The organism is Paraburkholderia sp. J8-2, assembly GCF_905220195.1.
In the GTDB taxonomy this organism is placed as follows: domain Bacteria; phylum Pseudomonadota; class Gammaproteobacteria; order Burkholderiales; family Burkholderiaceae; genus Paraburkholderia.
This window is the reverse complement of record NZ_CAJMZA010000005.1, coordinates 364,537-383,802: the sequence shown is the minus strand read 5'-3', so window position 1 is coordinate 383,802 and position 19,266 is coordinate 364,537. Positions and strand designations below refer to the sequence as shown.

Below are 19,266 nucleotides of genomic sequence, written 5' to 3'. Positions count from 1 at the left end.
CGCGCTGCAAATTGCCGCGCTTCAGTGTGCGTGCGGATGGCCGTGCGCATGCTTGTGCGCGGCGCGCGGCATGTCCAGCGCGCAGCGATGCTCGCTCGTACCGAGATCGACCTGTAGCGTGACGTGCCGCATGCCGAAGCGCACTTCGAGCGACTCGACCATGCGATCGAGGGCGGCGTCGCCGGGGTGCCCCGCCGGCATCACGAGATGCGCGCTGAGCGCACAGCCCGTGGTCGAAAGCGCCCAGACATGCAGGTCATGCACATCGACTACGCCTTCCTGCTGCGAGAGAAAGCTGCGCACGCGCACGATGTCGACGTTCTCGGGCACTGCGGCGAGCGCGAGCCGCACCGACTCGCGCAGCAGCCCCCAGGTGCCGTACACGATCACGAGCACGACCGCGATGGACATGAGCGGATCGATCCAGCTGCGGCCGGTCGCGAGAATCACCAGACCGCTCACGGCCACGGCGGCGGACACGCCGGCGTCGGCGGCCATATGCAGGAAGGCGCCGCGAATGTTCAGGTCGTCCTTTTGCCCGCGCATGAACAGCCACGCCGAAAAGCCGTTGACCACCATGCCGATGGTCGCCACGACGAACACGTCGAAGCCCGCGACCGGCGCAGGATGGAGCAGGCGCCCAACCGCCTGCGCGAGGATTGCGCCGCACGCGAGAAGGAGCAACGCGGCGTTGGCGAGCGAGGCGAGAATCGACGAGCTGCCAAAGCCGAACGTGAAGCGCGCGGACGGACGGCGTGTTGCGAGCCACGCGGCGCCCCAGGCGAGCAACAGGCCGAGCACGTCGGAGAGATTGTGGCCGGCGTCGGCGAGCAGCGCGGTGGAATGGGCAAGCACGCCGTACACCGTCTGGACGACGACGATGAATACGTTCAGCGCGACGGCGATGGCGAACGCGCGGCCATGCCCCGCAACCGGTGCGTGATGATGGTGCTGATGGCCGTGCCCTTGCGCCGCGTGAGCGTCGTGCGCGCCGGCGTCGTGATGCGCATGATCGTGGCCATGCTCGCCCTTGTCCTCGTGCTTCCCTGCGCCTTTGGCGTCATGCGCATGCTCGTGGTCGGCGGCACTCATGCGCCCTCCTGCCATTGCGCCGAAGGCTCGGCAACGTGTTCCAGCATGCCGGCGATCATCGCGCTGATATGCGCGTCCGCGGCGGCATAGAACACCTGCTTGCCCTCGCGTTCGGCGCGCACGATGCGCGCGCCGCGCAGGAGCCGCAGATGATGGCTCACGAGCGAAGGCGACAAACCGAGCGCGTCGGCAATCGCCCCCACGGCAAGCCGGCCCTCGACGCAAGCGAGCACGATGCGCAAGCGCGTAGCGTCACCGAGCAAACGGAACAGGTCGGCGAGCGGGACGACACGCTCGTCGTCGGAAACTGGGGTCATGGCTACATACAATACATATGAACAGGTGTTCATATGTTAGTTCAGCAACGGATTCCCGTCAAACTCGGGCGAACTTCGGGAGCAGGTCCGCGAGTGTGGGAAAATGCCGCCTTTGTGTCTCGATCGTTTTGCTTCTTCAGTCATGGAACAGCTTTTTGTCCGCGCGTACGCCGCACATCGCGACGGCCGGCTGGACGACGCCGAGCGCGACTATCGCGCGACGCTCGCCGCCGATCCCGTGCACGTCGATGCGCTGCATCTGCTCGGCGTGCTACGGCATCAGCGAGGCCAGCACGCCGAAGCCGCGGACCTCGTGCGCCGCGCGGTCGCCTTGCGCCCCGACGACGCCGCGCTCCAGCTGAATCTGGGCAACGCGCTGAAGGCGCTCGGCGAACTCGAGGGCGCGATCGAGCGCTTTCGCAACGCCCTCACGCTCGCGCCCGCTTTTGCGCTCGCGCACTACAACCTCGGCAACGCCTACGCGGCGATCGGCCGCCACGAGGACGCGATGTACGCGTTCGGCCAGGCCGTGCGTCTGCAGCCCGGCGACGCCTCGTCGCACAACAATCTCGGCAACGCGCTGCACGCGCTCGGCCGCCATGCCGAAGCCGCCGACTCGTTTCGCCGCGCGCTCAAGATCCGCCCCGGCCACGCGGGGGCGCACAATAACCTCGGCATGTCACTCAACGCCCTTGGCGACAGCGCGAGCGCGGTCGAACACTTTCAGAAGGCGCTGCGCGTGCAGCCGCGCTTCGTCGCCGCACACTTCAATCTTGCGAACACGCTCGATGCGACCGGCCATCACCGCGAAGCCGTGGCCGCCTTCGAAACGGCGCTGTCGCTGCAGCCCCACTTCCCGCCGGCCCTCTTCGGGCTCGGCAATGCGCTTGCCGCGCTCGGCCGCCACGACGAAGCCATCGGACCCTATGAGCGGGCGATCGGCTTCGATCCGAAATTCGCGCTCGCCTGGCTCGCGCTCGGCGTGGCGCATCACGCAATCGGCCGGCATGCGGCCGCACTGCGCGCCTTCGACGAAGCGCTGCGCGTGCGCCCCGATCTGGCCGCCGCGCATTTGAATCGCGCGCTCACGTGGCTCACGCTCGGCGACTTCCGGCGTGGACTGCCCGAATACGAATGGCGGCTTGATCCGGCCGCCCGCGACGAGGCGCATGCCAATGCACCACGCGGCGCAGGCTATGCGCTGCCCCCACCAGTGGACGCACGGGCGGCATCCATTGCGCCCCGCACGCCGCAAGACACGCTGCCGCGCTGGCATGGCGAGCCCCTGAACGGGCGCACACTGCTGATCGAGGCCGAACAGGGTTTCGGCGACACGCTTCAGTTCGTGCGCTTCGTGCCGCTCGTCGCGGCGGCCGCGGCGCAATCAGGCAACGCGCGCGTCGTGCTCGAAGTGCAGCGCGCGCTCGTTCCGCTCATCGCGCCAGCCGCCGAAGCCTGGCGCGTCACGCTCATCGAGCAAGGCGCGCCACGCCCCGCCGCCGACCTGCACTGCCCGCTCCTCTCGCTGCCGCTCGCGCTCGGCACGAGCATCGACACGCTGCCCGCGCGCACGCCCTACCTCAACGCCAGTCCCGCCTACGGGCGTAAATGGCGCGGCTCGCTGGGCGGCCAGGCGCGCCGCAAGATCGGACTCGCATGGTCCGGACGCATCCAGAAGCACGAGAACCGCGCCGTTGCGCTCGCCGCGCTCGAACCGCTCTTTGCACTCGACGGTATCGACTGGATCGTGCTGCAGCCCGAACTCAGCGCAGCCGAACACGCGGCGCTCGACGCCCATCCGCGCTCGCGCTCGATCCATCGTCTTGGCGGCAAGCTGCAGGATTTCGCGGATACCGCGGCGGTCATCGAACGTCTGGACGCGGTCGTGTCGATCGACACGTCGATTGCCCACCTGGCGGGCGCGCTTGGCGCCAGACTCTGGGCCATGCTGCCGTTCGCCGCCGACTGGCGCTGGTTCGCGGATACCGACGAAAGCCCCTGGTACCCGCGGGCGCGGCTCGTGCGCCAGCCGCGCCCGCACGCATGGGCGGACGTCGTGGAAACGGTCGCGCGTGAATTGCGCGACGCGTAATCAGCGCAACACGCGGCACAAAGAAAACGGGGCGCCTAAGCGCCCCGTTTTTTATTGCTGGCATTGCGAGATTACTGCTTCACCCAATCAAGCCGCCTTGTACTGATTGCGCGCTTCCGGCGTGCGATAGAGCACGAGCGTCGCAATGAGGCCACATACGCCCGCCACGCCCATCACCGCCCCCGGCGCAGCCTTGTTGCCGCTCACGTGGATGAGGTACGTCGCGATCGCCGGCGTGAAGCCGCCAACCGTCGTCGCGAGGCTGTAGGCAAGCGAGAAGCCGGCGGTACGCACGTCGGCGGGCATGACTTCCGTGAGCGCCACGACCATCGCGCCGTTGTAGCAGGCATAGAGGAACGACAGCCACAGTTCGACGGTGAGCAAGCGGCCGAACGACGGCTCGACCACGAGCCACTGCACCGCCGGATACGCGGTGAGGATCGTCAGCACGGTGAAGGTGATCAGCATCGGGCGGCGGCCGATACGGTCCGACACCGCGCCGGAAACCGGCAGCCAGAACAGATTCGACAAGCCGATGCAGACCGTCACGATCAGCGTGTCGATTTCGTTCAGGCGGAGCACTTCCTTGCCGAAGGTCGGCGTGTAGGCAGTGATGAGATAGAACGACACGGTGGTCATGATGACCATGCCCATACCGGCGATCACGACGCCCCAGTTCTGCACCATCGACGCCATGATTTCGCCCATCGACGGACGGTGCTTCTTCTTCGCGAACTCCTCCGTTTCCTGGAGCGAGCGGCGAATGATGAACAGGAACGGCACGATCAGGCAGCCGATGAGGAACGGCACGCGCCAGCCCCAGTTCGTCATTTGCTCGACGGGCAGCAGGCGATGCAACAGCACGCCCAGCAGCGCGGCGAACACCACGGCGACCTGCTGGCTGCCCGACTGCCACGAAACATAAAAACCCTTGTTGCCCTTGGTCGCGATCTCGGAGAGATAAACCGATACGCCGCCCAGTTCCACGCCCGCCGAGAAGCCCTGCAGCAGGCGCCCGACCAGCACGAGCGCCGGCGCGAGTATGCCGATGGTTGCGTAACCGGGCACGACGGCGACCGCTAGCGTGCCGAGCGCCATCAGGCCGAGCGTGAGCATGAGGCCCTTGCGGCGGCCGTGATGGTCGATGTACGCGCCGAGGATGATGGCGCCGAGCGGACGCACGAGGAAGCCCGCCCCGAAGACGGACAGCGTGAGCATCAGCGAAGCGAACGCATTGTCGCTCGGGAAATAGGTCCGGGCGATCGCCGAGGCGTAATAGCCGTAGACCATGAAATCGTACATTTCCAGGAAGTTGCCGCTGACGACGCGGAAAACGGTCCGGAATTTTGATTCGCTTGGGGATGCGTGGGACGCGGTAGACATGACACTCTCTGAAGAGACCGTCCGGGAAGCCAATGCGGCTCGCGGGACAGTGAAAAACAATCACCTGCGGTAAAGCGAGGGTCGCGCGGGCGCGCGCGCGGGCATTTTATTGTGCGGTACGCGCCGGGAGTCAGATATTCGGGCATTTCCTTAAAAGAGGCCAGCAAAAAGCGTCAATGATCGCCATATCTTTCATATTTATTACTTTTTCCGTTCTATGCGCTTTCATATTTGGCGAGCCTGCCGCGAGTGCCCTCGGTTGGGGCACAATACTTTGCAGCAGGGCTCGGCACGCGGCCCCCGACGCGCGCCTTGATCCGGACGTCCACACGTCATCCATCCGCATGACCCAAATCCCCACCCTCACACTGCGCCCGGCCACCGTTGCCGATGCGCCCTTGCTCGCCGCCATGCACGCCGCAAGCTGGCAGGCCACTTATCGCACGCTGCTGCCCGCCTCATTTCTCGAACGCGAAGTCGACGCCGAGCGCTCGGCCTACTGGCGCGCACGCATGGAAGCCCCAGGCGGCGACCGGCGTCTCGTTCTGATCGCCGAGCTGGCATCGGGTGCGGCCGTGGGCTTCGTGTGCGTCGAACGCCAGCCGGGCTCCCCGTGGGGCGTGCTGCTCGACAATCTGCATGCGCTGCCGGCGCATCAGGGCATCGGCGTGGGCAAGCGGCTCATGCGTGCTGCGCAGGACTGGGCGCGCGCCCAAGGCGAGACGCAGCTCTACCTGTACGTGCTCGACGGCAACACGCCCGCGATCACGTTCTACGAGCGCCAGGGCTGGACCTATTCGGGCTCCGAACCCGACCGCATGGGCGGTATCGACATCACGGCGCTGCGTTACGTGTACAGGCTCGACGGCGCGTAAAGCGCACCCGCGGCCTGGCGCAAAGGTCTCCGGCTTTTCAGACATTTCCGATAGAAGAGCGGAATGGTGACGGTCATCATCAGCGCCATCCGTTTAATTACACGCGCCGCAGGCGGCCCATCAACGCGCGCCGCCGATGACATTGCCGCCCGGCGCCGTCGCCAAATCAGGGTTGCGAGAGACGATGTCCACATTTCCGTTCGTTCAGGTCGAAGGCGCGCTCGCGTTGCCGCACATTCGCCCGCTTGCCCGTTTGCCCGCTTCGTTTGGCCGGGAATGGGCGCTAACGCCTCCGCATTTCAGTCTGCGCACTGAACTGCGCGCGCTCTACGCGGCCATCATGCGCACGGTCTGCCTGAGCGCCGAGGCATTTCGTGCCGCGGTAGGCTGGGGCAACAATCACCGGCCCGCTGCGCAACCGCCCAGGCCCGTTGCTGCGCCTGTCGCGCCGGCTGCTTCCATGGGGTCCGTCGCGCGGGACGCCGCCGGTAATCCGCCAGCCGGGCGCGCTGCAAACGCGCGGAGCATGCCTGGAGTTTCGCCAGGCCACACGCCAAACCACATACCGCCGTTTCAGCAACGCAAGCTCACTGGCGGCGCGGTTGCGATTGGCGGCGCCGCACTGCTCGCATGGATCGTGGCAAGTCATGCACCGCACGATTCAACAGGCGCAACCGGCAACACGAGCCCACGCCCCACTGCGAGCGCGGGTCAAGACACGTCGCAGCGCCTTGCCGAAGCGCGCACACAGCACGAGCGCGTTACCTCCGAGGCAGTGAATCTGACGAGCCCTCCTGCACCGACGCCTGGCGCGATCTTGCCTCGCTCGGTGGAGAAGCCGGTGCAAGCGCCGGTCGCTGTGCTCGCGCAGGCGTCCCAAACGACCGTCGTCGGTACTCGCACGCCTTTGCAGGCCGTGGTGCCAGCACACGCGAAACCCGATTTCGCCGCGCGAGCGCGCACGCAGCACACATCGGCCGCGAGACTGGTCCAGCGCGAAACGCGCGGCAACGTGCTTGCAGTCAAGCGCGGCAGCGGTCAGCGCGTTGCAGAACGCGGTACGAGCCCGCGCCGCGACATCCGCGCGTTTACGCCATATCGTGAAGCCGCTCCGGTGACGTCGCATCGCATGCATGGCGCCTACTCGGAAGCGCAAGGCTATTCGCCACGGCAAACCGGCGCGAATCCCGCGGATGAATACGCGTCCATCCTTTCCTATGCGAAAACCTACGCGCCGGCACGCGTATCGAGTTCGCCTGCCGTGCCTGCCGACAGTACGGAATGGGTGAATCACGTTTCGCAACGCCGTATCACCGAGGTGCCGGACCGATTCGCAAAGTAATTAATGCGCCGATCCGCCCTCCGTTACACCATAGAAAAAGCCCGGCAGTTGCCGGGCTTTTTTGTTGTTTGCAGGAAAGGGGCTCCGCCAGTGGGGCGAAAAGCCGCCCCGCAACGCTCAGCGCCGCGCCCCGGGCAGTCCTGCCTCCGTTGCGCGCTGCAGTGCGTCCACTTGCCTCTGCAGTTCGCGCAATTGCGCCTGTGCCTGTGCCTTCTGTGCATTGAGCGCGGCTGCGTCGCCCTGCGCCTGGCGCTGGTAGTCGTCGACTCGCGCCTGCTGCGTGCGCGCGATGGCAAGATCGGCCTGCAGACGGCGCGCGCGTTCTTCGGACATCGCGATCACGCGCTCGATGAACGCCTTTTGCGCCTCGAGCTCCGTACGGCGTATTTCTACCTGGGAAAGCTGCTCGGTCTGGCGCACGAAGTCTGCATAGATCGCCTCTGAACGTGCTTCGTCCTGCGAACGGATCACGCGCCAGAAGTGCTTGTCCTGAAACAGTACGACGTAGTACGTCATCTCCGGTGGATAGAAGAAGAGACTCGCGCCATAGCTCGCGTTATAGGTCGTACGCAGTTCAACGAGCTGGGCGTCGTGAATCAGTTGCATAAGCGTGGCAACGTCGCCTTGCACGGCGCCGGCGCTGGCCTGCTCGCCCGCGTTGGCCATACCGCTCGACGGCGGCAACGCACCGGCTGGCTGCGGCGTCAAACTGCCAAGCGAGGGGCGGCTACCCGCCAGCGGCACACGCTCTGCGGCTGCGCCAGACATGTCGGCGGCGTTCGCCGCATTCGCCGCGTCGGCCGGCATGCCGGCCCATGCTGTCGTGCCCTGCTGGAGCAGCATGAGCGCTGCGGCGCTGAGCATCACACGACGCAACGTGATTGAGTGCTTCATACCTGCCTATTCCATTCAGGATTCTCAGTAACCCTTCATTATCGCCGCCGGGAAATCTCAAAAACGACGTTTAATTTTGGATAAGCAGTGGAATCGGAAGATTAGGACGAATCTTACGTAGGAAGCACGCCGATCAAGAACAGAAAGGATGCAAGGCGCGTAGGACGCCGAAGCAGATGAGCGAAATAAAAAGGCCGCGCGCAAGTTGCGCGCGGCCTGAGCGGGGTTGCTGCGGGTTGCTTTGACGCGTTGCGTTTCGCCCGTGGTTTGCAATCAAAAGCGCGTTTCGCGCGCGGCTCGCAAGAAGGTGTCGAGCAGCGGCGTGCAATCGAGCAGTTCGGCGCCGCCCGCGCGATGGAATTCGGGGTGCCACTGCACACCCACGACGAACGGCGAGCGCCGGTAACGCACCGCCTCGATGAGCCCGTCGCCCGCCGAAACAGCCTCGACGGTCAGGTCGCGTCCGAGGTTCTTCACGGCTTGATGGTGAATCGAGTTGACGATGGCCTCGCGGCGCCCGGGGAACATGGACGCGAACGTCGAACCCTCCGGGAATGTGACCGCGTGGCGATGCTGGTCGTAATGCTCGCTCACGTGCACGCCGGCCGTCGGCACGTCGGACGCGATGTCCTGATAAAGCGTGCCGCCAAACGCCACGTTGATGAGCTGGCAGCCACGGCACACGCCCAGCACCGGCTTGCCCGACTCGACGAATTCATGCAGCAGTTCGAGCTCGTACATGTCGCGCACGCGGTCGCCCGGCCATTCGGGGCGTGGCGAGATCTCCGCATACGTCTGCGGCGAGACATCAGCGCCGCCCTGGAGCAGCAGACCGTCGAGATGCTTCGCGTAATCGCGCAAGCGGATATTGCTCGGATGCAGCATGCCCTCGTGTCCGACCGTCGGGATCATGAACACGATGACGCCCCGGGACATCACCCAGTGTGCGATCGATTCCTCGAGGTATTGCAGCGTCTTGCCGCGCAGCCCTTGTGCGCCCGGCTCCGGGTGGAAGATCCGCGCCGAGACGCCAATGCGCAGCGTGCGCTGCGTAATGCGCTGACCGGCGCGATCGAACAGTTGCCGCGCACGCGCGGCGACGATGCGGCCGAAGATCGCCCAAGCCGAATCGCTCGCGCGCAAATAGCGCGGCGGTTCCGGCGGAATCGCGCCGGGCGGCGGTGGGTGATGCGCCGAGAAGTCGGGCGCCTGGCCAAAGCCCGCAGGCGCAGCACCAGGACGTTGCGGCGCAGCAGACGTTGCCGCCTCGTCAGCGCTTGCCGGTTCGGTATGCGGGGCCGGCGCGGGCGCGGACTTGCCGGCCTCGGCAGTTTCCTCGATCGGGATACTCGGCGTGGTGCCGGCCGGCGCCTGCTTCGGCGACTCGCCGGGCGTGACGGCCGAAGCGCTTTCGGGCGCATCGGTCGAAGCGCGTTGCGCGGCTTCCCCAGTGGGCGAAGCTGAAGGTGAAGCGGCGGTCGATGCAGAGGGAGAACCAGCAGAAGCGCCAGGAGAGCCGGCGGAAGGAGAGGACGAGGAGGCGCCGGCAGGACCGGCATCGGCAGGACGGCTTGCGCCGTCAGGGACCTCGGGATGGTCTGATTTGTTATCGCTCATGACGTGGGGTCAGGCGCGCGGCGCGCGAACGAATGAACAAGGTTCGATTATCCGTCGCGCGGCACATCGCCGCCACCCCCGTGCACAATTGCTCACATCCCGTCACACATGAACCGGCTCAAACCGGCGTGCGAGGCGCGCCACTTGCGAAGCCTTTGCTCGCAATGGCGAGGTCAGGCATCCGGCCGTTCGTCGAAGGTCTCGCGCAACGCAATCTGCATCGAGGCATGGATCTTCACGCACCAGCGCCACAGCAGCATGGTGAGCGCCGCGGCGCACACCAGCACGCCGATGAGGAAACCCGTAGGCGGCAGGATCGTCCCCGAAAGCGCCGCCACGAGCAGGAACACGCCGAACATCGACACCACGGGCACCAGTTCCGCAATGACATGACGGATCGCGCGCGTGAAGCGCCCCGCCTTCTCCGGCTGTACGCTCACTTCGGCGAGCAGGAGCGCGAGCGACTGCGTCTTGCGCCATACCGCGACGAGAAACGGCATCGCGAGCACGAGCGCGGCGCTCCAGAGCACGACGCGCTGGATGCGCTCGTCGCCGATCCACTGCGCCAGCAACGGCGCCGCGTAACGCGCGCCATAGGAAACGCCGATGAAAATCGCCGAGACGAGCGCGAGATTCACGGCAATCTGCACGACGATGCGCCTGGTGAGCGAAAAGATCGTGGGCCCGTCCGAGCGCGGCATCAGGCAACGCAGCCACTGGCTGTACATGCCGAACACGTTCGAGACGGCAGGCGGCATGGCGCGCGCGAGACGCTGCGAGAGCGGGTCGGCAATGCGGATGAGGTAAGGCGTGGTGAGCGTCGTGATGGCCGAGACCGTCACCGCGATCGGATAGAGGAAGCCGCTCGTCACCTTCAGCGTGAGGCCGAGCGAGGCGATGATGAACGAGAACTCGCCGATCTGCGAGACGGTCATGCCCACGCGCATGGCGGTGCGTCCGTCGCGGCCCGCGAGGAAGGTGCCGAGGCCGCACGACACGAGCTTGCCGAGCACCACGGCAATCGAGATCACGGCGATCGGCCACGCGTAGTCGACCAGCACGAGCGGGTTGAGCATGAGCCCGATCGTCACGAAGAAGATCGCGGAGAACGCGTCGCGCAGCGGCGCAACGAGATGCTCGATGCGATGCAGATGCCGCGACTCGGCCATGACCGCGCCAATCAGGAAGGCGCCGAGCGCGATCGAATAATCGAGCTTCACGACGAGCAGGCAAAAGCCAAAGCAAAAGCCCAGCACCGAAACGAGCAGCATCTCGTCGTTGCCCACGCGCGCGATGTAGCCGAGCACGCGCGGCACGATCAGAATGCCCGCGAGCAGCGAGACCAGCATGAAGAGCAGCAGCTTGCCGAGCGTGATGAGCGCAATGCCCGGCGAGAGTTCGCCCGTCTGCGCAATGCCGCCCAGCAGCACGAGCATGGCAATGCCGAGGATGTCCTCGACGATCAGGATGCCGAACACGAGCTGCGCGAACGGCTCGCGCTTCACGCCGAGATCGGAGAGCGCTTTGACAATGATGGTCGTCGAGGAAATGGCGAGAATCGCGCCGAGGAACAGCGAATCCATTGTGGCCCAGCCGAACGCACGGCCGATCTCATAGCCGATCCACAGCATCAGGACGATTTCCGAAAGCGCCGCGACGATGGCGGTCGCGCCCACCTGGAAAAGCTTGCGCAGGCTGAACTCGAGCCCGAGCGAGAACATCAGGAACACCACGCCGAGCTCGCCGAGCGTCTGGATGGTCTGCTCGTCGTGGATGAGCTGGAACGGCGGCGTGTACGGCCCGATGATCACGCCCGCCGCGATATAGCCGAGCACGACCGGCTGCTTCAGGCGATGAAACAGCACGGTGACAACGCCCGCGAGCGCCATCACGACTGCCAGATCCTGAATGAAGCCGATTCCCTGATGCATGAAGGTCTTTCCTTACAAATTGCTATCGAATTTCCGCATGTTACCCGATGCACGGCGTGAGCCAAATCGCACGCAAGGAAAAAAGCCGACCTACAATGATGCGACCCTCGCAGGCAATGCCCGCCCGCGCCGCAGCGCATCGACCGAATCTTCTGCCGCCATGACATCCGCATCCACCGCCTTTTCGCCGTTCCCTCCCCTTGCCCAGCTCGGCGCCGATCTCGCCGCAGGCCGCACAACGAGCCGCGCGCTCGCCGAAGCCGCGCTCGAGCGCATCGCCGACCCGGCCGGCCAGGGCGCAACTGTCTTCACGCATGTCGATGCCGAGCGCGTGCGCGCCGCCGCCGACGCACTCGACCGCCTGCGCGCGGCCGGCACGGTGCTGTCGCCGCTTGCGGGCATCCCCGTCTCGGTGAAGGACCTGTTCGACGTGGCGGGCGAAGTCACGCGCGCGGGCTCCACGGCGCTCGCGAATGCGGCGCCTGCCAAGGAGGACGCCGCCGCTGTCGCGCGGCTGCGCCATGCGGGCGCGGTGCTGGTCGGCCGGACCAACATGAGCGAGTTCGCGTTCTCGGGGCTCGGCCTGAATCCGCACTACGGCACGCCGCTTTCGCCCTGGCATCGCGGTGTAGCGGGCGACGCGCGCGTGGCGGGCGGCTCGTCCTCGGGCGCGGCGGCCTCGGTCGCGGACGGCATGGCCGCCGCCGCGCTCGGCACCGACACCGGCGGCTCCCTCCGCATTCCCGCCGCGTTCTGCGGCCTCACGGGCTTCAAACCCACCGCGAGGCGCATTCCGAAAACGGGCGGCGTACCGCTCTCCCCCACGCTCGACTCGTTCGGCCCGATCGGCAACACGGTGGCATGCTGCGCACTCGTGGACCGCGTGCTCGCCGGGCTCGCGCCGCGTGTGCCGGCCGCGCGCCACCTCGAAGGCGTGCGCCTTGGCGTGCTCACCAACTATGTCACCGACGGCGTGGACCCCGAAGTCGCGGAGACGATCGATACGGCGCTCAAGCATCTGGATGCGGCCGGCGCGATCGTGAGCGAAGTCCGCTTTGCCGCTTTCGAGCGCTTCGGCGAAATCAACCGCATCGGCTTCTCGCCGATGGAGGCGTATGCGTGGCATCGCGAGCTGATTGCGAAGCATCGCGATCAATACGACCCGCGCGTGCTCGTGCGCATCCTGAAGGGCGAACACGCTACGGCTGCCGACTATCTGGATCTGATCGCCGCGCGCGCGGCGGTCATGGAGGAGGCCCAAGCCACGCTCTGGTCGCGCTTTGACGTCGTGATCGCGCCGACCGTGCCGATCGCGCCGCCGCCCGTCGCGCCGCTCACCGCCGACGACGATGTCTTCGCGCGCACCAACGCGCTCGTGCTGCGCAATCCGAGCGCGTTCAACTTCCTCGATGCGTGCGCGCTGTCGCTGCCATGCCATCACTATGGCGCGGCGCCCGTCGGGCTGATGCTGGCCGCCGCGCCCGACAACGACGACGCGCTGCTCGCCATTGGCCGCGGCGTCGAGGCGGTGCTCGCACCGCTGCGCTGACCTGAGCGCCAGTCGCTCAAAACAACCGCTGCGCGCGAGCAAGGACACGTCCGCGCCGCGCGCGACCTTCGCGCTAGAATCCCGTCACGCCGTCGCAGCCGCCGGAAACCGCCAGGTCGCTGCGCCAGACAACCCGAACGAACGAGCCAATAAACGAGCCTCATGAACGACGATAACGCGCTGTTGCGCCGCGAGCGCGGCCTGCTGGTCCTCCTTGGCCTGATCTGCCTCGCGCTCCTCGCCGGCGCCCTGTACTTCCAGTATGTCGAGCATCAGGACCCCTGCCCGCTGTGTATCCTGGGGCGCTATTTCCTGGTCCTCATCGCGGTCTTCGCCTTTCTCGGCGCGCGCATGACGAGCTGGCGCGGCGTGCGCGTGCTCGAAGCGCTCGTGGCGCTCTCGGCGGCAGGCGGCGCGGTCGCGGCCGCGAAGCTCGTGTGGGTGCAGGCGTTCCCGAGCTACAGCTGCGGTTTCGACACGCTGCAGCCCATTGTCGACAGCCTGCCGTTCGCGCACTGGCTACCCGGCGTGTTCAAGGTGCAAGGCCTTTGCGAAACCACCTATCCGGCGACGCTTGGCCTGACCATGCCGATGTGGGCGCTGCTCGCGTTCATCGTCGCGTTTTTGGCGGTGACCTTGAGTCTGTGGCGCAACCGGCGCCGCCAGGTGTCGTGGCCCGGCATCCGCCGCTAACCGGCTATTGGGCACGGCGCGCCCGCGCCCGCCCAAACTCCCGCGCCTCATCCGCCGCCCAACCATCGGGCGGCGCGCCCCGCCAGCGCGATTCGAGCGCTAGCTTTGCGCAGCAACATCGAATCGCGCACGACTCCCGCATCTCCCCGGCCATCCAGGCGCGTTCGCCGCATGCAACGGCTGCGCACCGCCATTCGCGCTGTGACGGCTTCATGACCCAAGTCACATAACCCCCATCTAGCGGGGGAAATACTTTCCTGCGGCGAGCGGTGCTATCTTCGGAACTGGATGGCGATCTACGTGCGCGAGGCCGGTGTTGGCGCGCCCCTCTCGTAACGCGCGCCTGATCCGCAATGTCCCCGGGTTCACCATGACAACGCAAACCATCCGCTTCCTCCACCGAGGCGCTGTGCACGAAGTGCGCGGCCTGCCTCCCACGCGCACGGTGCTTCAGCATCTGCGTGAGGATCTGCGCGCCTGCGGCACCAAGGAAGGCTGCGCGGAGGGCGACTGCGGCGCCTGTACCGTCGTCATGGGCGAACTCGACGGCGAAGGCCGTCTCGTGCTCAAGGCCGTCAACGCCTGCATACAGTTCCTGCCTACCCTCGACGGCCGCGCGCTCTACGCCGTCGAAGATCTGCGCCAGCCCAATGGCGCGCTGCACCCGGTTCAGCAGGCAATGGTCGATTGCCACGGCTCGCAGTGCGGTTTCTGCACACCGGGCTTTGTTATGTCCCTGTGGGCGCTCTACGAGAATCAGCCCGCCGGCGCAGGCCTGCCGACTCGCGAAGAGATCAACGAAGCGCTTTCGGGCAATCTGTGCCGCTGCACCGGCTACCGGCCGATCATCGAAGCGGCGCTGCGCATGTTCGACGAAACCTGTCACCCGCGCGTGGCGCTCGATCGCACTCGCGTCGAAGCCCAGTTGCGGGCCCTGCAGCGCACCGGCACGTTCGAATATCACGGCCCCGATGTGCGGGGCGCCGCACACGGCGAAAGCACCTTCTACTCGCCGCGCACGCTCGAGGCCTTCGCGGCGCTGCGTGCCGCGCATCCTGACGCGCGCGTACTGGCGGGCAGCACCGATGTCGGCCTGTGGGTCACGAAGCAGTTCCGCGATCTGGGCGACCTCATCTACACGGGCAACGTCGAGGAAATGAAGAGCGTTTCGCGCGACGCCCAGACGCTCACGATCGGCGCGGCGGTCCCGCTCGAAGAAGCCTACGCGGCGCTCGCCATCGACTACCCGGAACTCGCGGAACTGTGGGCGCGTTTCGCCTCGCTGCCCATTCGCAACGCGGGAACGCTGGGCGGCAACGTCGCGAACGGCTCGCCGATCGGCGACTCGATGCCCGCGCTGCTCGCGCTCGACGCCACGCTCGTGCTGCGCCGCGCGGCGCGCGTGCGCACGCTGCCGCTCGCGGCGTTCTACACGGGCTATCAGAAGAACACGCTCGAAGCGGGCGAATTCGTCGAAGCGATCCGCGTGCCGCGCCCCGCGCCGACTCTGCGCTTTCGCACCTACAAGGTCTCGAAGCGCTACGACCAGGATATTTCAGCGGTGTGCGCCGCGTTTGCACTCGACGTGCGTGAGGACGGCACACTCGCGAGCGCGCGCATCGCCTACGGCGGCATGGCCGCGATCCCGCAGCGCGCCGCGCTCGCCGAGGCGCAGCTTAGCGGCGCACGCTGGGACGAAACCAGCGTTCAGCGCGCGATGGAAGCGCTCGCCACCGACTATCGGCCGCTCACGGACATGCGCGCGAGCGGCACGTATCGTCTAAAGGTCGCACGTAACCTGCTGTGGCGCTGCTGGCTCGAAACGCGCGACGATGCGCCGCTCGCGCTGTGTGACGTCAACGCGTTCGCCTTCGCCGAAGGCGACGACGATGGCCGGGATGATCAGGACAGCGCAACCGCCGGAGTCACGCCATGAACGATCAAGCCGAACCGCTCGTCATGCGCCAGGAACAACGCGATGAGCACGCACACGAACACGCGCTCGGCGCGCCGCTGCCGCACGAGTCGGCGGACGCCCATGTGAGCGGCGAGGCGCGCTACACCGACGACATCCCCGAATTGCACGGCACGGTGCACGCGGCGCTCGGCCTCGCGCGCCATGCGCACGCGCGCATCGTCGCGCTCGATCTGGAGCGCGTGCGCTCGTCGCCGGGCGTGCTTGCGGTGCTGTCGGCCGCCGACATCCCCGGCGAGAACGACTGCGGTCCCGTCGTGCACGATGACCCGGTGCTCGCAAGCGACGTCGTGCAGTACCTCGGGCAGCCCGTGTTCGCGGTGATCGCCACGAGCCACGAACTCGCGCGCCGCGCCGCGGCGCTTGCGGCAAGCGATGACGTCGTTCGCTACGAGCCGCTGGAACCCGTTCTCAGCATCGAAGAAGCACGCAAGCGCCAGCACTATGTGCTGCCGCCGCTGCGCCTGGTGCGCGGCGCGCCCGACGCGGCGCTCGCCGCGGCGCCGCATCGCCTCGCGGGAACGTTCACCGTGGGCGGCCAGGAACAGTTCTATCTCGAAGGCCAGGTGGCCTACGCGCTGCCGCAAGAGCAAACGGGCATGCTCGTCTATAGCTCGACGCAGCACCCGAGCGAGATGCAGCAAGTCGTCGCGCATCTGCTAGGCTGGCCCGCGCACCGTGTGAGCTGCGAATGCCGGCGCATGGGCGGCGGTTTCGGCGGCAAGGAATCGCAGTCGGCGTTGTTCGCTTGCGTCGCCGCGCTCGCGGCGCACAAGCTGCAGCGCCCCGTGAAGCTGCGCGCGGATCGCGACGATGACTTCATGATCACCGGCAAGCGCCACGACGCGCTCTACACCTACGAAGCGGGCTACGACGACGAAGGACGGCTCCTCGGCGCGCGCGTGGAGATCGCGCTGCGCGCGGGCTATTCCGCCGATCTTTCTGGCGCGGTCGCCACGCGCGCGGTTTGTCACTTCGACAACGCCTACTATCTTCCGGACGTCGAAATCGTCGCGCTCTGCTGCAAGACGAACACGCAGTCGAACACCGCGTTTCGCGGCTTCGGTGGCCCGCAGGGTGCGCTCGTGATGGAGGTCATGCTCGACGAAATCGCGCGGACGCTTGGCCGCGATCCGCTCGATGTGCGGCGCGCGAACTACTACGGCATTGGCGAGCGCGACGTCACGCCATACGGCCAGCGCGTGGAGGACAACGTGCTCGCGCCGCTCACCGACGATCTGCTCGCGTCGAGCCGCTATCGCGAACGACGCGCGGCCATCGACGCGTATAACCGCACGAGCCCCGTGCTCAAGCGCGGCATGGCGCTCACGCCGGTCAAGTTCGGCATCTCGTTCAACGTGCCGCATCTGAACCAGGCGGGTGCGCTCGTGCATGTGTACCGCGACGGCTCCGTGCTCGTGAACCACGGCGGCACCGAAATGGGCCAGGGGCTCAACACCAAGGTCGCGCAGGTCGTGGCGGGCACGCTCGGTTTGCCGCTCGCACGCGTGCGCGTGAGCGCCGCCGATACGTCGAAAGTGGCCAATACGTCGGCCACGGCGGCGTCCACAGGCAGCGACCTCAACGGCAAGGCCGCCGAGGACGCCGCGCTGACGATCCGCGCGCGCCTCGCGGCGTTCGCGGCGGCACAATACGGCGGCGCGCCCGAAAATGTCGCGTTCGAAGGGGGCCTCGTGCGGGCAAACGGCCAGGCGATCGCTTTTGCAGAATTCGTCGAACTCGCGTATATGAAGCGCGTGCAATTGTGGTCCGATGGCTTCTACGCCACGCCCAAAGTGCATTGGGACGCGCGCACGCTCACCGGCCATCCGTTCTACTACTTCGCCTATGGCGCGGCGGTCTCGGAAGTGGTCGTCGATACGCTCACCGGCGAATGGAAGCTCGTGCGCGCCGACGTGCTGCACGACGCGGGCCAGTCGATCAATCCGGCCATCGATCTCGGCCAGGTGGAAGGCGGCTTCATCCAGGGCATGGGCTGGCTCACGACCGAGGAGCTTTGGTGGAACCGCGACGGGCGGCTCATGACGCACGCGCCGTCCACGTACAAGATCCCGGCGGTGAGCGACACGCCGGAGGCGTTCATCGTGAAGCTGTATCGCAGCGGCGGCAACGACAATGTGGAGCCTACCGTGTTCCGCTCGAAGGCCGTGGGCGAGCCGCCCCTGCTTTTGCCGTTCTCGGTCTTTCTCGCGATTCGCGACGCCGTGGGCGCGGCGGTGCCCGAGGCGCGCGAGGCTGCCCCGCTGCGCGCGCCCGCGACGCCCGAAGCAATTCTCGATGCGCTGGACGCGCTGCGAGCGAGCGAACCCGCGGCGCTTCACACGCTCCAATCGTGAGGCGCGGTCGAAACAAGGCCACGAAGATTAACCGGCGGTACAGGCTACAACGTGCCGCCCCGTAGGGAGAACCGCCAGATGCAAGCCTGGCTTTCCGATCTGCAGCAACTGCTCGCGCACGGCGACGCCGCCGTGCTGGTCACCGTTGCGCGCGTCGAGGGATCGGCGCCGCGCGAGGCCGGCACGAAGATGATCGTCACGCGCGAAGCGGCCCGCCACACCATTGGCGGAGGCCACCTCGAATGGAAGGCCATTGAAATCGCGCGCCAGGTGCTGCGCGACGGCATGCGCACGCCGCACGCGCGGCGCCTCGAGCGCCTCGCGCTCGGGCCGAGCCTCGGCCAGTGCTGCGGCGGCGCCGTGGTGCTCGCGTTCGAGCGCCTCGACGTAGCCGACCTCGGCTGGCTCGCCACGCTCGCGCGCCGCCTCGCGGCAGGCGCGTCGACCGTGCGTAGCGTATCATTCCGCTCCTCGCGGAACGGGAGCCCCGAGGGCGAAGGCACCGCAGCCGATCCGGCCATGCTCTCCGAGCCGGAAGCGGGCGTGGAAGCGCCCGACTGCCTGCTTTGGGAAACGGGCGGCACGCTGCTCCTCACCGAGACGATCGCGCCGAACGACTTTCCCGTCGTGCTGTTCGGCGCGGGCCATGTGGGCGCGGCGCTCGTGCGCGTGCTCGGCACGCTGCCCTGCCGCGTGCTGTGGGTCGACGAGCGCGACGCCGCGTTTCCGACGCCCGAGGCATTCGCGCTGCTGGGCGCGCCCAACGTCGCGATCGACGCCAACGACGCGCCCGACGAAGCCGTCGACACCGCCCCACCCGGCACCAGTTTCATCGTGATGACGCACGATCATTCGCGCGACCTCGATCTCGCCGAGCGCATCCTGCGCCGCGGCGACTTCGTGTTCTTCGGCATGATCGGCTCGCACACGAAGCGCAAGCAGTTCGAGCACCGGCTCGCCGCACGCGGCATCGACCCCATGCAGATCGCGCGCATGAACTGCCCGCTCGGCGTGGACGGTATCGTCGACAAGTCGCCTGAAGTCATCGCCGTCTCGGCCGCCGCGCAACTGCTGCAGGCCATCGAGGCAGCGAAGCTGGCGAGCGCGGCGCATGTCCCCGCCACCCATTCCGCGTGATGTCAAACACTG

General features: G+C 67.0%; 14 protein-coding genes. 8 read left to right on the top strand and 6 right to left on the bottom strand.

Translation table 11 applies throughout. The features are described 5' to 3' along the window. Nucleotides 1–21: 21 nt before the first annotated feature. Together U5A52_RS15115 and U5A52_RS15110 are read right to left on the bottom strand one after the other, a co-directional pair. Nucleotides 22–1,092 (bottom strand): cation diffusion facilitator family transporter, encoded by a 1,071-nt coding sequence (locus U5A52_RS15115; RefSeq protein ID WP_321935158.1) that lies wholly within the window; start codon nt 1,090–1,092, stop codon nt 22–24. After that, a complete protein-coding gene (locus U5A52_RS15110; RefSeq protein ID WP_321913857.1) occupies nt 1,089–1,409 on the bottom strand; it encodes a metalloregulator ArsR/SmtB family transcription factor in 321 nt (106 codons plus the stop codon). The genes U5A52_RS15115 and U5A52_RS15110 overlap by 4 nt, the downstream gene beginning before the upstream one ends. A 142-nt stretch (nt 1,410–1,551) precedes the next feature. Here U5A52_RS15110 and U5A52_RS15105 point away from each other — a divergent pair, with 142 nt between their 5' ends. Beyond that, nucleotides 1,552–3,501 carry a tetratricopeptide repeat protein gene (locus U5A52_RS15105; RefSeq protein ID WP_321935157.1) on the top strand — a complete coding sequence of 650 codons (1,950 nt, stop codon included), beginning with the start codon at nt 1,552–1,554 and terminating at the stop codon, nt 3,499–3,501. A gap of 87 nt (nt 3,502–3,588) precedes the next feature. On the opposite strand, the gene U5A52_RS15100 is transcribed toward U5A52_RS15105, so the two are convergent. Continuing rightward, nucleotides 3,589–4,884 carry an MFS transporter gene (locus U5A52_RS15100; protein ID WP_321913859.1) on the bottom strand — a complete coding sequence of 432 codons (1,296 nt, stop codon included), beginning with the start codon at nt 4,882–4,884 and terminating at the stop codon, nt 3,589–3,591. Nucleotides 4,885–5,228: 344 nt separating this feature from the next. Between U5A52_RS15100 and U5A52_RS15095 the strand changes: the two genes are divergently transcribed. After that, on the top strand, nt 5,229–5,759 hold the full coding sequence (locus U5A52_RS15095; RefSeq protein ID WP_321935156.1) for a GNAT family N-acetyltransferase: 531 nt from the start codon (nt 5,229–5,231) through the stop codon (nt 5,757–5,759). Between the two features lie 184 nt (nt 5,760–5,943). Next, nucleotides 5,944–7,101: a hypothetical protein gene (locus U5A52_RS15090; protein WP_321935155.1), complete on the top strand. Its 1,158-nt coding sequence runs from the start codon at nt 5,944–5,946 to the stop codon at nt 7,099–7,101. Between the two features lie 117 nt (nt 7,102–7,218). On the opposite strand, the gene U5A52_RS15085 is transcribed toward U5A52_RS15090, so the two are convergent. The 3 genes from U5A52_RS15085 to U5A52_RS15075 all read right to left on the bottom strand — a co-directional run bounded on the left by U5A52_RS15085 (nt 7,219) and on the right by U5A52_RS15075 (nt 11,543). After that, entirely contained in the window at nt 7,219–7,995 is a 777-nt protein-coding gene (locus tag U5A52_RS15085; protein WP_321935154.1) for a DUF2968 domain-containing protein, read from the bottom strand. A gap of 273 nt (nt 7,996–8,268) precedes the next feature. Further along, nucleotides 8,269–9,612, bottom strand: a complete 1,344-nt coding sequence (locus U5A52_RS15080; protein WP_321935153.1) for a gamma-glutamyl-gamma-aminobutyrate hydrolase family protein — start codon at nt 9,610–9,612, stop codon at nt 8,269–8,271. Nucleotides 9,613–9,785: 173 nt separating this feature from the next. Next, a complete protein-coding gene (locus U5A52_RS15075; RefSeq protein WP_321913864.1) occupies nt 9,786–11,543 on the bottom strand; it encodes a cation:proton antiporter in 1,758 nt (585 codons plus the stop codon). Nucleotides 11,544–11,703: 160 nt separating this feature from the next. Between U5A52_RS15075 and U5A52_RS15070 the strand changes: the two genes are divergently transcribed. The 5 genes from U5A52_RS15070 to xdhC all read left to right on the top strand — a co-directional run bounded on the left by U5A52_RS15070 (nt 11,704) and on the right by xdhC (nt 19,254). Continuing rightward, entirely contained in the window at nt 11,704–13,092 is a 1,389-nt protein-coding gene (locus U5A52_RS15070) for an amidase (protein WP_321935152.1), read from the top strand. Between the two features lie 162 nt (nt 13,093–13,254). After that, complete coding sequence (locus tag U5A52_RS15065) at nt 13,255–13,785, top strand: disulfide bond formation protein B (RefSeq protein WP_321913866.1); 531 nt, start codon at nt 13,255–13,257, stop codon at nt 13,783–13,785. Between the two features lie 370 nt (nt 13,786–14,155). Continuing rightward, nucleotides 14,156–15,721 carry a xanthine dehydrogenase small subunit gene (gene xdhA, locus U5A52_RS15060; RefSeq protein WP_321935151.1) on the top strand — a complete coding sequence of 522 codons (1,566 nt, stop codon included), beginning with the start codon at nt 14,156–14,158 and terminating at the stop codon, nt 15,719–15,721. Nucleotides 15,722–15,744: 23 nt separating this feature from the next. Next, nucleotides 15,745–18,117 (top strand): xanthine dehydrogenase molybdopterin binding subunit, encoded by a 2,373-nt coding sequence (xdhB, locus tag U5A52_RS15055; protein ID WP_321935173.1) that lies wholly within the window; start codon nt 15,745–15,747, stop codon nt 18,115–18,117. Nucleotides 18,118–18,195: 78 nt separating this feature from the next. Further along, nucleotides 18,196–19,254 (top strand): xanthine dehydrogenase accessory protein XdhC, encoded by a 1,059-nt coding sequence (xdhC, locus tag U5A52_RS15050; protein ID WP_321913868.1) that lies wholly within the window; start codon nt 18,196–18,198, stop codon nt 19,252–19,254. The last annotated feature ends 12 nt before the right edge of the window (nt 19,255–19,266 follow it).

Excerpts from the sequence above, each read along its gene's own strand:
- U5A52_RS15115 (WP_321935158.1), bottom strand. The coding sequence starts at position 1,092 with ATGAGTGCCGCCGACCACGAGCATGCGCATGACGCCAAAGGCGCAGGG.
- U5A52_RS15110 (WP_321913857.1), bottom strand. The coding sequence starts at position 1,409 with ATGACCCCAGTTTCCGACGACGAGCGTGTCGTCCCGCTCGCCGACCTG.
- U5A52_RS15105 (WP_321935157.1), top strand. The coding sequence starts at position 1,552 with ATGGAACAGCTTTTTGTCCGCGCGTACGCCGCACATCGCGACGGCCGG.
- U5A52_RS15100 (WP_321913859.1), bottom strand. The coding sequence starts at position 4,884 with ATGTCTACCGCGTCCCACGCATCCCCAAGCGAATCAAAATTCCGGACC.
- U5A52_RS15095 (WP_321935156.1), top strand. The coding sequence starts at position 5,229 with ATGACCCAAATCCCCACCCTCACACTGCGCCCGGCCACCGTTGCCGAT.
- U5A52_RS15090 (WP_321935155.1), top strand. The coding sequence starts at position 5,944 with ATGTCCACATTTCCGTTCGTTCAGGTCGAAGGCGCGCTCGCGTTGCCG.
- U5A52_RS15085 (WP_321935154.1), bottom strand. The coding sequence starts at position 7,995 with ATGAAGCACTCAATCACGTTGCGTCGTGTGATGCTCAGCGCCGCAGCG.
- U5A52_RS15080 (WP_321935153.1), bottom strand. The coding sequence starts at position 9,612 with ATGAGCGATAACAAATCAGACCATCCCGAGGTCCCTGACGGCGCAAGC.
- U5A52_RS15075 (WP_321913864.1), bottom strand. The coding sequence starts at position 11,543 with ATGCATCAGGGAATCGGCTTCATTCAGGATCTGGCAGTCGTGATGGCG.
- U5A52_RS15070 (WP_321935152.1), top strand. The coding sequence starts at position 11,704 with ATGACATCCGCATCCACCGCCTTTTCGCCGTTCCCTCCCCTTGCCCAG.
- U5A52_RS15065 (WP_321913866.1), top strand. The coding sequence starts at position 13,255 with ATGAACGACGATAACGCGCTGTTGCGCCGCGAGCGCGGCCTGCTGGTC.
- xdhA (WP_321935151.1), top strand. The coding sequence starts at position 14,156 with ATGACAACGCAAACCATCCGCTTCCTCCACCGAGGCGCTGTGCACGAA.
- xdhB (WP_321935173.1), top strand. The coding sequence starts at position 15,745 with ATGCGCCAGGAACAACGCGATGAGCACGCACACGAACACGCGCTCGGC.
- xdhC (WP_321913868.1), top strand. The coding sequence starts at position 18,196 with ATGCAAGCCTGGCTTTCCGATCTGCAGCAACTGCTCGCGCACGGCGAC.